The organism is Bythopirellula sp. (assembly GCF_041737835.1).
Lineage (GTDB): Bacteria > Planctomycetota > Planctomycetia > Pirellulales > Lacipirellulaceae > Bythopirellula.
This window is the reverse complement of sequence record NZ_JBGSQY010000021.1, coordinates 195,696-207,786: the sequence shown is the minus strand read 5'-3', so window position 1 is coordinate 207,786 and position 12,091 is coordinate 195,696. Positions and strand designations below refer to the sequence as shown.

The window sequence follows — 12,091 nt, the reverse complement described above, 5'->3', positions numbered from 1 at the left end:
TATGACTCTTCTTCGTAAACTTCTCATCTCCGCGAATTTGCTTTTAGCCATCAGCATTCTTAGCTGGTTGGGCACGTGCGTTGTGCAAGCTCGCGAAACGGACAAGCACGTTGATTTCGCAACCCAGGTCAAGCCGCTGCTCGCGCGACGCTGCTTTGCTTGCCACGGCCCCGAAACAGGTGAAGGGGGCTTGCATCTCGACAATCCTCAGACGGCGCTTGCGGAATTGGATTCTGGCTTGCATGCCATCGTGCCGGGGGATCCGGAAAGTAGTGAGTTGCTCACTCGTGTTTCTTCGACTGACGAGTTTATGCGGATGCCCCCCGAAGGAGAGCCGCTCAAGCCCGAAGAAATCGACACGCTCAAACGTTGGATCGAACAAGGGGCCGAATGGAAAAAGCATTGGGCGTTCATTCCACCCAAGCCACAAACGCCTCCGCAGGTCAAACAAACCAAGTGGGTCAAGAATCCCATCGATGCCTTCATCTTGGCGGATTTGGAAGCGGCGGAGCTCTCCCCTGCCCCGGCTGCTGACAAACGAACGCTTGCCCGCCGTGCCTACTTTAATTTGATTGGCTTGCCACCCACCAATGAAGAGCTGGATGAATTTGTCGCTGATAATCGACCTGATGCTTGGCCGCGACTCATAGATCGGCTTTTAGATTCCGAACACTATGGCGAACAATGGGCTCGCCACTGGCTCGATGTGGTGCGCTATGCGGAGACAAACAGTTTCGAGCGCGATGGCCCTAAGCCCAATGCCTGGAAGTATCGCGACTACGTGATTCGGTCGTTCAATGAAGACAAACCTTACGATCAGTTTGTCAAAGAACAATTGGCCGGCGACGAGCTTGATGAAGTGACGCAAGATTCCGTAATCGCCACGGGATACTATCGCTTGGGCATTTGGGATGATGAGCCTGCCGATCCCATGCAAGCACTCGCCGACGAAAAAGACGATCTGGTTTCGACGACCGGCCAAGCATTTTTAGGTCTCACACTGGGTTGCGCCCGTTGTCACGATCATAAGGTCGATCCGATTCCCCAACGCGATTACTTTGGCTTTGTCAGCTTCTTTGCCGATGTGACATCCTACGGTACGCGCGGCGATGAAAACAGCAACAGCCAATGGACCATCGAGTCCGAAGAAACCCGCAAGCAGCGTCAGGAGTACAACGCGGAGATTGGCAAGATTGAACGTGAAAAGATCTCGATGGAAGAAGTGGGCATTAAACGCATGTCCGCCGTTGATCAGCGACGCAGCGAAACGCCCGAGCGTCAAGAATTACTGGATGACAAACTAGAGAAATTTCTTAATGACTCTGAGTGGAAACTCTTTCGAGATACGCTTGATCGCTTGAATGAAGTCCGCCGCAAACGCGATGAGCTTCCTGCGGCTGAGGCCGTCTTAGCCTTAGCCCGCTGCGAACCCCAACCCGAGCCGACGCGATTGGCGGTGCGAGGCAATCCTCATGTCCTCGATGAGGTCGTGGAACCACACTTCCCTCAATTGTTCAACATTCCTACGCCATCGATTCCCACCGCGAAAGAGGAGGCTCATTCGGCGGGGCGCCGGCGAATTCTAGCGGATTGGATTGCTTCACCAGACAACATGCTCACGGCCCGCGTGATCGTCAATCGTGTGTGGCAGCATCATTTTGGCCGTGGCATCGTGCGTTCATCCAATAATTTCGGCGAACTCGGCGATCCTCCGACCCATCCTGAGTTATTGGATTGGCTGGCGTTGTGGTTGATCGAACACGATTGGCATCTCAAACCGTTGCACCGTTTGATCATGACGTCCAACGCCTACCAAATGTCGAGCGCCGGCAATGACGAGGCCCTTGCGATTGATCCGATGAACGATTTGTTCTGGCGTTTTGACATGCGACGATTGAGCGCTGAGGAATTGCGTGACGCCACGCTTGTGACCACGGGAAAATTTAACCCACAAGCCTACGGCCCAAGTTTTTATCCGCAAATGTCGGCCGAGGTTTTGGCCACGCAGTCGCAACCCGGCCAAGGTTGGGGCGAATCTTCGTTGGAAGAGCAGTCGCGACGCAGCATCTACATTCACGTGAAGCGTTCGTTGATTCTGCCTCAACTCGCCGCGTTTGATTTCCCCGACGTCGATTCAACCTGCGAAGCACGGTTTGTCACCACACAACCACAGCAAGCGTTGACCATGCTCAACGGCAGTTTCTTCAACGAGCAAGCTCAATATTTTGCTGAAAGAGTGCGCGCCACGAGCAGCAAGAAGCCTCAAGATCAGGTCGCGACCGCCTTGAGACTCACGCTTGGCCGTGAAGCCACGCAGGATGAAATACGATCCGGAGTCAATTTAATGAATCGGTTGCGGAAAATGCATTCGCAAAAGCCTGAAGAGGCCCTGCGGTATTGGTGTTTGACGGTGCTTAATCTCAATGAATATGTGTATCTCGATTAGAGATTGATAAATAAATCCATCCAATAGGCGAATGAGTCTTATACAAGGCCGTTAACTATGAACGATAAATCGAACTCTTCTGGGTCGTTTTGCCGACGTACGCGCCGTGAATTCCTGTGGGAAACGGGTTGCGGATTCGGTGGTACGGCTCTGGCTGCGCTCTTATCAGCCGATGGATTTTTTTCCCGTCCACAGCAAGCGGTGGCGGCACCCAGTGCTGCCTATCACAATCCGTTGGCAGCGCGGGAAGGACATTTCGCACCCAAGGCCAAGAGCGTCATCTTTCTGTTCATGTACGGCGGGCCGAGCCATATCGATACGTTCGATTACAAGCCGGGCATGATTGGCCAGGATGGTAAGACGATCACGGTGAAAACCCACGGCCGGGGTGGCCATAAGAATGAAGGCCGCATTGTTGAACCTCGCTGGAAATTTCAACAGCATGGCGAATGCGGCAAATGGGTCAGCACGCTGTTTCCGCATTTGAGCGGCTGCGTCGATGACATCGCTTTCATGCATTCGATGACCGCCGAATCGCCAATTCATGGTTCCGCGATGTTGATGATGAATTCCGGCAAACTGCAAAGTGGCAGTCCGGCGATGGGATCATGGCTTAATTACGGCTTGGGGAGTGTGAACGAAAATCTGCCGGGCTATGTCGTGATGCTCGATCCCACGGGCGGTCCGATCAGCGGTGCGAAGAACTGGGCCAGCGGGTACATGCCTGCCACTTATGCTGGGACCGTGATCCGTCCTGAAGGTTCGCCCATCAACGATTTATCACTACCTGCGGAAACAACGCGGCCCATGCGGCGTGAAGTTCTCGATACCCTCGCCCATCTCAATCAACAACACCACGCCACACGGACGGATCAAAGCGATTTAGCTTCACGGATTGCGACGTACGAATTAGCGTTTCGCATGCAGCAACATGCCCCGGAAGCTGTTGACCTCAACCAAGAAACCCAATCGACACGCGATCTGTATGGGTTGGACGACGACAAAACTCGGAACTTTGGCACGCGTTGTTTGCTGGCGCGGCGGTTGGTCGAACGCGGCGTGAGATTTATTCAAGTCTATTCGGGTGGTGCCCATAACGACGACAACTGGGATGCCCACGGCGACCTCGTGGCCAACCACGAGAAGCACGCGGGGGCGACGGATCGACCCATTGCGGCCCTGTTAAAAGATCTCAAGCAACGCGGATTATTGGATGAGACTTTAGTCATTTGGGGCGGTGAATTCGGCCGGCAACCCACGGCTGAGTATGACGTCGGCACGGGCCGCGATCACAACTCCTATGGCTTCACCATGTGGATGGCAGGCGGTGGTATCAAAGGGGGCATGAGCGTTGGCTCGACTGACGAGATTGGCTCAGCCGCGGTCGACGATCCAATGCACGTGAAGCGATTGCATGCCACGGTGCTCCAGCAAATGGGTCTCGATCCCAATCGGCTTTCGTACTTTTATCGGGGACTGGATCAAAAACTTGTGGGAGTCGAGCACGTCGAACCCATTCATCAAATCATCGCTTAAACAAGATTAGCAACAAGCGCGAGCAGCAAAAGCAAAAGGGCAGATTGTATGTCAAACAATGGAAAACACTTTCGGCTCGACGGACACGTCGCCTTGGTGACGGGGAGCACCCGTGGGTTGGGGAAGGAAATGGCGCTCGCACTCGCGCAAGCCGGTGCGCGTACGGCGATGAACTATCACAACGACTACGAGAATGCCTTACGGTCGTTCGCCGATTTGCAACAAGTTTCTCGCGATTCGCACCTCGTGCAAGGGGACGTCACCGATGCCGACTCGATCGAGCGGATGTATCAAGATGTCTACGATACGCTTGGACCCATTGATATCTTGGTGATCAATGCCACGTGCAGCCAACCGGAATTGCCCTTTGAAGATTACGATTGGGAATTCTTTCAAACGATGCTCGACTTCTTTGTAAAAAGTCCTGTACTGTTGATGAAAAAGTGCCTCCCATATATGCGACAACAACAATGGGGCCGCATCATTCATATAACGAGTGAAGTGCTGGCCCTGGCTTCCGCCCCCTTCAGTGCCTATGTGGCTGCTAAGGGAGGACAAACCGGCTTGGCGTTAAGCACGGCTCGCGAATTGGCATCGACGGGAATCACCGTGAACATGGTGGCTCCCGGCTGGATCCCTGTGGAACGCCATGCGAATTGCGAACCAGAAGTACTCGACAAATATCGCTCGAAAGTTCCTGCGGGCTGCATTGGCACGCCGCAGGACGTCGCCGCCGCGGTGATTTATCTCGCCAGCGAAGAGGCACGTTTTGTAACTGGCCAAACAGTCTCGGTGAATGGCGGAAACACTATTAAGAACGGTGTTCCACACATGGAACAATATGCCCGCACGGTCTAAAGTTCGGGCGTGCTGGCTGCTGCTTGTATTTTGGAAACAGAGAAAGGTCGATCTTCCAGACGAATACCCCGCGATAAATTCGGCTGATCGCTCATCTCTAGCTCCAACACGCCACCGTTGGTGATCTCGCTGTGCCGTAGGAAATTTCGCTCGAGCGGTTGGCCATTCAGCTTCGCCGATTGAATGTAAACATTCTGCGACGAATTGTTATGCGCTTCGATAACAAATTTCTTGCCTGACTCAAAAGCAATTGTCGCTTTTTTGAAGACAGGGCTGCCCAACACATATTCATCGGTTCCCGGGCAAACGCTATAGAATCCCAAGGCGCTCAGCACGTACCACGATGAAGTCTGCCCTTGGTCTTCGTCGCCGGGATAGCCGTTCTCACTCGAATCGTAAAGCCGTTGCATAATCGTGCGCGTCCACTGCTGCGACTTCCAAGGCTGGCCAGCGTAGTTGTATAGGTAGACCATGTGCTGCATCGGCTGATTACCGTGGGCGTATTGGCCCATATTGGCAAGAACCATTTCGCGCATTTCGTGAATCGGCGCGCCGTATGTCCCTACCCTATAGTCGTTCGGCGCGGTAAAAACCGCATCTAGCTTGGATACGAAGGCCTCGTCTCCTCCCATGAGTTCGATCAAACCGGCCACATCGTGAAACACGGCCCAGGTCCAATGCCAGGCACATCCCTCGGTGAATGGGCCGCCCCACTCCGCAGGATCGAAGTTGTCGTTCCAAGCCCCTTGGTCGTTCTTACCACGAACAAATCCAGTCGACGGATCGAAAACATGGCGATAATTGAACATCCGGCCGCCGAATTTCGTTACTTGATCGTCGCGACCAATGTCTCGTGCAAGTTGCTGCCCACAGAAATCGTCGTAAGCATATTCAAGAGTTTTGGCCGTGGCCTCATGATGGTTGGGATAGGGCAAGTAACCCAATCGTTCTATATCTTCCCAGCCGCCGCGTCCGTTGGCAGGCCCCCAGGGCCCCTTGCCACTTGACTCATGTTGATAGGCCGACAACGCCAGTTCCGGATCAAAGGTGCGAATCTCTTTCACCCACGCATCGGCCAAAAGTGAGATCGCATGATTACCGATCATGCTGCCCGCCTCGCCAGGGAAAGACCACGAAGGCAGCCAGCCACATTGTTTGTACGCGGCCAGAAGTGCCACCATGTAGCGGCCATGCATCGTGGGATGCAGCAACGTATTCAGCGGCATCTGCGAGCGAAATGTGTCCCATAAGCCGGTGTCGGTATACATATAACCGTGATGCACTCGTCCGTCATAGGGGCTGCGGTAAATTGGTTTTCCCGCCGCATCGATTTCGTAAAACTTTCGTGGAAAGAGACTCGCTCGAAATAAGCATGAATAGAATGTACGAAATTCTTCCTCCGTCCCGCCCTCGATCTGAACCTTACCTAGATGATCGTTCCAAACCTTCTTCGCCGCCGTTCGCGCTGCTTCGATGCTGGTAAAGCCGCCCAACTCTTGGCTGAGATTCGCATGTGCTTGCTCTAAATCGATGTAGGACGAAGCAATCTTCAGATTAACAATCGATCCCAGTGGAAACTCTAGATAGCCTCCCACGCGATGCCCTTCAATCTGTGTCTCAGTGGCTTGAATCACGTCGCCGCCATGTTGCCATGTCCCCCACGAAACGAACGGTTGGTCAGCTTCGATGACAAAATAATTGCGGAAACCACGAGGCTGGTTTCTGCCGTTGCGTACGGTTCCAGTCACACACTGTTTGTTAGGAAGAATTTCGAGCGAGCCCTTTTCGGTGTAACCATCGATCACCAAGTATGCTCGCTCTTCAGCGGGAAACCTAATTTGCATAAACACGCCACGCTCGGTAGGAGCCATCGCCACGGATGCGCCATTTGCCAGCTTGACGCGATAATCATACGGCTTTGCAGTTTCATCTTCGTGTCGAAACCCTACGGATCGCTGCTCTTCTTTAACGACTAACGTTCCAACAACAGGCATCACAGAAAAGACAGCATAGTCGTTCGACCATGAGCTGCATTGATGGGCTTGTTGAAAGCCCCGGATGGTGTCTTTCTCAAACTGGTATTTCCATCCGTCACCGTTGGCACCTGTTTGCGGCGTCCAGGTGTGCATACCAAACGGCAATGCCGTGGTGGGATAAGTATTCCCGCGAGTTAGCTCAAAGCGAGAGTTCGTCCCTTGCAGTGTGTTGACGTAATCCGCCAAGTCTTCTGCTTGCAGAGCCGCAAGCAGCGATGAAAGCAAACAAAGCACACCAACAAAAGTGATTCGTAGCAGCATCAAATCGTTCCGGAGATAGAAGGCGAGAGCCGCAATAACGCGACAGCAAAGCAGATTTATTGAGGATGGTCAGGTATTGAATCGAACCCGGAATATTCGATCCAAGGGCAGAATAACTTTACTCCCGTAGAACGATTTTGACAATGACAGACGATCTCCACGGAACCTGTGATTGATAAATCCTCGTTCTATTCAGTTTTATGGCACCTACAATTTTGATTGCCCATGCGGCATCTCAGGGGCGAGTCCCAGCTGCGCTCGTTTTACACTCTTTACCCGATGTTCTCCGAGTAAAACTATTCGAAAAAAATTTTACTCGGGTGCCCAAATTTGACCCTAGATGACCAAGAATGGCAGAATTTGGGTGCCAAGTTTAGTGCCAGTCTCTCAGTGCGTGCCTCTCGAACGGCGTCGGCGCATTTCAATCTGACGCAGTGAAGAGTGTAAAGCTTGGTCGGGAATCTTGGTGGGCCCGAGGCTTCAAAGTGACTGTACTCGGAAACTCCGCAAGCGCTGGCGGTACCAAAACACCATTACGTTTTGTACGTGAAGGTAGGGCGACTTCTGCGGAATATTTTTCTATTCCCAAGCTAACAGCACTTGCCCTATCGCGTGCGATCAGTCGCCTTATCCTACATCGAGTAGAAATGAGCTAATTGGACAGCTTGTGATCATACTTTACGCCGAATTTGCTTGGCACGAATTGTCCCAATAGTTGCCAGCCAACTGTACATCCAGGCGACGCTCGCACGTATCAAGTATTAAAGGTGTGAAACGGCAGCGGTCGATGAAAAGCGTTGAAAGATAGACATGGCGAGCCAACGTCAGGGTCGTAAATGCTTCCACGGTCTTCCATTCTCTCTCACTGTAAGTTCTTATATAGTAAGCTGCGAATTGATTATGGCACTCGGATGCTATCGGAGTGAACGCGGGGTCGCGTAAACTTCGCTCAATCAAATGACCGTGGAAATTGCCAAGATCCAGACCGGGGTCGCTCAGGCAAAATAAATCAAAATCGATGAGACACAATCCTCGTGTTGTGAAGATAATTTGATCGGGATAGAAATCGCGGTGAGTAAGTTCCTTGCTTCTCTGATTTGTCCAAGCGATCAAGCCTACGGCCGAAAGTTCAATCTCTTGAAGACGGGAGTGGGACTGAACTATGCAGAGCTAGCAAAGGGAAACTATGCTGCTTATGTCAGCCCATTTCATGTCGATCTGACTTACCTTTATCCTGGCGCGCTGTCAGCCAGACCAACACCGTTTGCCACGATCGAGGATGGCAGCAGCGTTACGCTCGTTTTGAGCGAAGTACGAACATTGGACAACGAAAAAGACGAACGAGGTACCTGGTCATTGCCGTGGAATGGAGCAACTCTATTGGCGTTCGATATGCATCCCGAAGACTGGTGGAACGAACACGATGGCATCGGTGTGGGAAATCCATACATCATTGAGAATCGTGGGCCTTATTTGGCTAACCCAGATAGCCGTGACGAGGCACAATTGCCTAACAATCAAGGCATCAACTTTGATACTACTAAACAGTGTGACGAGCAATTGGCCACCCTCTCTGCTGAAGCTCAAATGCCCTGCTCTCTGCATATCAGTGCTCAGGACAAGAACGGAATCGGTGTGGGAGGCTATATGTCAGCCGCTCCCCGAAGCCTACATCCGGGAGGCGTTAACGCCTCCTTTCTTGACGGCCATGTAAGATTTCTGGTCAACGAGATTGATGAAGTAGCTATGGCGTATATGATCAGCATCAATGACGGGCTTGTTTCAGGCGAATAGTAGTGCGTATCATGATGATATTCAAACAAATTTAGCGCCCTCGTAGCTCAGGGGATAGAGCGACGGTTTCCTAAACCGCAGGTCGCAGGTTCGAATCCTGCCTGGGGCACTCTCCATAAAGTGGCGAGAAGTTGTAGGTGGAAATTCAGAAAACGACTCAAACCGTCGAAACAGACGTTCGAATTTCCGAATGGCGAATTTGACCGCCTAAGTTTCCTACCCACACCATTGAGGCACAGACGACTAGGCCCCCTAAAAGTAAGATCACTAATAGGACCAGCGAAATGGGCCCCTCTCTTCTGAATGCAACTATACTTACGGCAACGGTAAGCCCCGTAAATATTCCCGCGAGCAGTGTTGCCAATTTTGCAGCATCCTCATGCCTCTCGACTAATACCTCTGGAACATCTCTAAGCTCTTCTACAACTTCTTCTGCTGGCTCCCCGGTAAAATATGCTGCCGCGGACCCTCCCCCTGCGAATACAAGCACAAGTACTGACGCCAAGAACATGCCCCGATCTCCGCGGCTGGCCAGCGTGCAGGCGATTAATAGGACACCGATTACGTACCCTACAATAGGGAGGTGATTGACTATCAAGTGAAGGTGTGCAGCGTTCATGGGCTATCCGAGTTTAAAACCTCTATTTGATCTAGATGATGACTAGCTTGGGATATCTATGAATTGTCGCTACCAAGCAGATAACAATAGTCAGGGTACAAGATGCAGGTTCAGGAATCTGTTGGGACGAAGCCGTCAGCATCTCGATCCCACCATAATGCTGTTGCCAGATCGCAAGATCCCCACTATCAACCTGGCCGCTCCCATCTCCGTCGGCTCCGCTTCCGGGGGGCTCTACCATCGTGCCGTACTCACGTTGCCAGCGTAAGAAATCTGCACCATCGATGTCACCGTCGAGATCAAAATCGCCGGGCGATCCGGCGATGTCGGCGCCTTCAAGCGAGAGATCTATCAAAGCAAAATCGACGAACAGGCCGATCTTGTAAGTGTCAAACGCCCTCAGCGCAGCCGTACTCCCTGGACCGTAAGAAAACGAATTACCGTAATAGCCACTAGCATTGAAGTAGATCGGATCGTTGAAAGCGTCCTCTCCATTTAGCAAGGGCATGATCTCGAATGACGCGCCAGTCGCTGCCGTGTTGGCAAGTAGTTTGGCCGAGAAAGATGTCAGGTCGAAGACATCGCCGTCGACACGCTTGAGCGTGATGCGTGCCTTGTAGTCAGTCACCCCGGGGGGTGGAGTCGTCACGGCCTGTGCTTCTACACCCTCGGGCCAGGGAACACGAACATAGCGGCCGATTGGATCGGGACCAAGACCGCCGGTAAACAATTTATCTCGCGTGTACGTGAACAGATAGCCGTTGCTGCTAATGGTATCAGAGGTCACCCCCGACGTTACTTCCGTTGCTATCTGAGAAGCGTCAAAGAACACGACGGTTGACGCGTTTGCTGTCGCGAAACAGAGGCAGCAAAGCCACATTGCTAGTGTCAGAGTTGCGTGCCGGATCATACAGTCTCGTTTCGATCAAAGAGAATTTAAATTTTTCATGCCCGTCACTCGTTTGCCAGCATTCCGAAGCGAAAGGTGTCACCAACCAATTGAATCAGTGTTGCGCTCCCATAGAGTTGGTTGATGACACCTTGTCACCTCGCTGATAGAAAACCTTTTATTTACGACGCTTGAAGAAGAACGCTCCAAAACTCACAAACCCAAGAATAAGTGTTGAAGGTTCCGGCACAGCAGGTGCCAAAACCGCAGCAACCATATTTGCTGAGATGAAATCGCCACGTTCGGCGGCAAAGACGAGATCCCCATTATCGTCGAACACATCGAGGCCTGGGTCAGCTGGATTGCCGATGTCTTCCCATACCGATATTGGCTCGTTATCTTCATTAACTTCACCAATATATTTGTAGAATTCGTAGCGTCGGATGATCACCTTATCACCTTCTGCGACTTCATCTTCACCCATTTTCTCTTTTGGGTTTTTGCCCCCTTCGAGGAGTTCCCACTCCGACTCAACTTCGATGGGATCCTCGCCCTGAGGAACGAGATTGACATAATTTGGATCGTTTGGGTCGCCGGAGATCAATTTCTCAAGGAGATCCTGCATCTCCACATCACTGAATGGTGACACATCAACTTTGGTTTTGAAGACCTTCATCCAGGTTGAGTCTGGTCTTAGATTAGGCGCGTCTGCAGGTTCTGGCACTTGAATAACCGCTTGCAGTACAGCTGGCCCGCCGTTATTTGCAGGGGGCACATAAGTCCAGGTTGGGCCCGGCACTGTTTCAGGCACACTTCCAATTCTTTCGTAGGCCCCATTGTTGTTGTTCAGCCAGAAGAAACGTGTTGCCGTGGGCTGGGCGCCGTTGAGCCAGAAGCCAAAGTGCTCGCCTCCAGCCGAATAGGTCAGTTCATGCCCGTTTGTCGAAGGTGGATTGATACTCGGCATGAGGGAGCCCGGGTTAGGAGCGCCGGCGAAGTTGTACCCCGTATAGGTAATGCGAGTTCCAGCGAATTGGCCGAAATCGTCGTTGTATTCCAGGATACTTTTACTGCTGTAATGTGCTGGAAAGTCTCCACCAACGCTCGACGAATGAATCCCCTCTAACTCTATCTCGGCCCCCTCACACGGTTCAGGAGTTGTGTTGTAGATATCAAAGTTTGAAAGCGTACCGTAAATACCGCTCGCAATGGCCACAGGCGTACCGAAGATGGTGAACACCGCCAAGGCCACAAGAACTCCAATCTTTTTTTGCAAGGCTCTCTTTCTGTGTAGCGATCTGATCAAACTAGATGATAAGGTCATAAGTCAACACCTCTCCAAATGCTCCGCGTATTTTTCCAAACTCAACACGAAGGAGCATTTCGTGATGTGTTCTGCGGGGTAAGGTTTATTCGAAGTCCCGTGCAAACTAAGGCCGCATTTAGCTAGAGGACTTGTCGTAATGTAAAGCAGTTTTTTTGTGATCGATCCGCCACAAAGTTCAATAATTTTTAAAGAACTTGGAGAATGATGTTAAATAATTAAGTAGAGCCAAACTGCGAATTGCAGTCCCGGAGTCATGCTTAAACTTAATTGCACATCGAAATGTTGCGCAGCGGGGATAACGGCAATTCAAAAAAGCAAATGCCGG

General features: G+C 51.8%; 8 protein-coding genes and 1 tRNA gene. 5 read left to right on the top strand and 4 right to left on the bottom strand.

Annotated features, from left to right (window positions below; genetic code table 11):
- Position 1: 1 nt before the first annotated feature.
- Genes AC6T8Q_RS05580 through AC6T8Q_RS05570 form a run of 3 tightly spaced genes read left to right on the top strand, consistent with a single transcriptional unit; the run spans position 2 to position 4,840 of the window.
- The gene (locus AC6T8Q_RS05580; protein ID WP_500678129.1) at positions 2-2,446 is read left to right on the top strand and encodes a PSD1 and planctomycete cytochrome C domain-containing protein; all 2,445 of its coding nucleotides are present in this window, start codon (positions 2-4) and stop codon (positions 2,444-2,446) included.
- Between the two features lie 57 nt (positions 2,447-2,503).
- A complete protein-coding gene (locus tag AC6T8Q_RS05575; protein ID WP_500678128.1) occupies positions 2,504-3,982 on the top strand; it encodes a DUF1501 domain-containing protein in 1,479 nt (492 codons plus the stop codon).
- A 48-nt stretch (positions 3,983-4,030) separates the two neighbouring features.
- Positions 4,031-4,840, top strand: coding sequence for an SDR family NAD(P)-dependent oxidoreductase (locus AC6T8Q_RS05570; protein ID WP_500678127.1), 810 nt, complete (start codon positions 4,031-4,033; stop codon positions 4,838-4,840).
- Here AC6T8Q_RS05570 and AC6T8Q_RS05565 read toward each other — a convergent pair.
- On the bottom strand, positions 4,837-7,137 hold the full coding sequence (locus AC6T8Q_RS05565) for a GH92 family glycosyl hydrolase (RefSeq protein WP_500678126.1): 2,301 nt from the start codon (positions 7,135-7,137) through the stop codon (positions 4,837-4,839). The genes AC6T8Q_RS05570 and AC6T8Q_RS05565 overlap by 4 nt on opposite strands.
- Positions 7,138-7,815: 678 nt before the next feature.
- Positions 7,816-8,250: a phosphotransferase gene (locus AC6T8Q_RS05560; protein ID WP_500678125.1), complete on the bottom strand. Its 435-nt coding sequence runs from the start codon at positions 8,248-8,250 to the stop codon at positions 7,816-7,818.
- On the opposite strand from AC6T8Q_RS05560, the gene AC6T8Q_RS05555 reads away from it, so the two are divergent.
- Positions 8,209-8,931: a DUF1559 family PulG-like putative transporter gene (locus AC6T8Q_RS05555; RefSeq protein ID WP_500678124.1), complete on the top strand. Its 723-nt coding sequence runs from the start codon at positions 8,209-8,211 to the stop codon at positions 8,929-8,931. The two genes, AC6T8Q_RS05560 and AC6T8Q_RS05555, sit on opposite strands and share 42 nt — an antisense overlap.
- A 36-nt stretch (positions 8,932-8,967) precedes the next feature.
- Positions 8,968-9,040 (top strand) — tRNA-Arg (locus AC6T8Q_RS05550).
- A gap of 541 nt (positions 9,041-9,581) precedes the next feature.
- On the opposite strand, the gene AC6T8Q_RS05545 is transcribed toward AC6T8Q_RS05550, so the two are convergent.
- A complete protein-coding gene (locus AC6T8Q_RS05545) occupies positions 9,582-10,337 on the bottom strand; it encodes a hypothetical protein (protein ID WP_500678123.1) in 756 nt (251 codons plus the stop codon).
- A 280-nt stretch (positions 10,338-10,617) separates the two neighbouring features.
- Positions 10,618-11,715 carry a PEP-CTERM sorting domain-containing protein gene (locus AC6T8Q_RS05540; RefSeq protein WP_500678122.1) on the bottom strand — a complete coding sequence of 366 codons (1,098 nt, stop codon included), beginning with the start codon at positions 11,713-11,715 and terminating at the stop codon, positions 10,618-10,620.
- Positions 11,716-12,091: the final 376 nt, after the last annotated feature.